Below are 542 nucleotides of genomic sequence, written 5' to 3'. Positions count from 1 at the left end.
GCTGCGCACGTTGACGTGCGCCCCGGGTTCGACGTCGCCGATGGGGGTGCCGGCGCGGGTGGATCGCGCGCGGGCGTGTTCGGTCACGGTGTACTGGGGATAGCACTGGGCCGATGGCCCGCCGGCGGGCGCGGCCGGAGCGGGTGCGCTCGCCGGGGGTGTGGCCGCCTGGGTCGCGGCGGTGCGGTGGGGGGCTGGGCTGCCCTGTGTCGGCGTGGCTGCGGTGGAGGCTTCCGATGAGTGGCTGCCGGTGCTGGTCGGATAGTCGTTCGGTGTGCAGGGGTTGCCGATATCCCCGGCGAGAATCCAGCCCCAGGTGTTCGCGTCGGGTGCCCAGCCGAACACCCATGGTCCGCGATGACCGCAGCGGTGGCTCCAGTGGAAGGTCGCGCCGGAGCGCAGGTTGCCGATGACGTAACCGTTCGGCCCACTTCGCACGGTTGCGGCCGTGGTGAGATGACGGGTGCCGGCGATCGTTCCGGCGACAGGCCGGAAGTGCACGGTGTCCCAGCCACCGCTGTGGGCGTGGCCGGACAGTATCC

General features: G+C 72.1%; 1 pseudogene. It reads right to left on the bottom strand.

The window, feature by feature from the left end:
- Positions 1-542: pseudogene (locus tag MJ783_RS21025) on the bottom strand (hypothetical protein); the annotation flags it as partial.

The organism is Protofrankia sp. Cj3 (assembly GCF_917627355.1).
GTDB lineage: Bacteria > Actinomycetota > Actinomycetes > Frankiales > Frankiaceae > Protofrankia.
The sequence above is the reverse complement of the archived record's forward strand: the minus strand, read 5'-3'. Positions and strand labels throughout refer to the sequence as shown.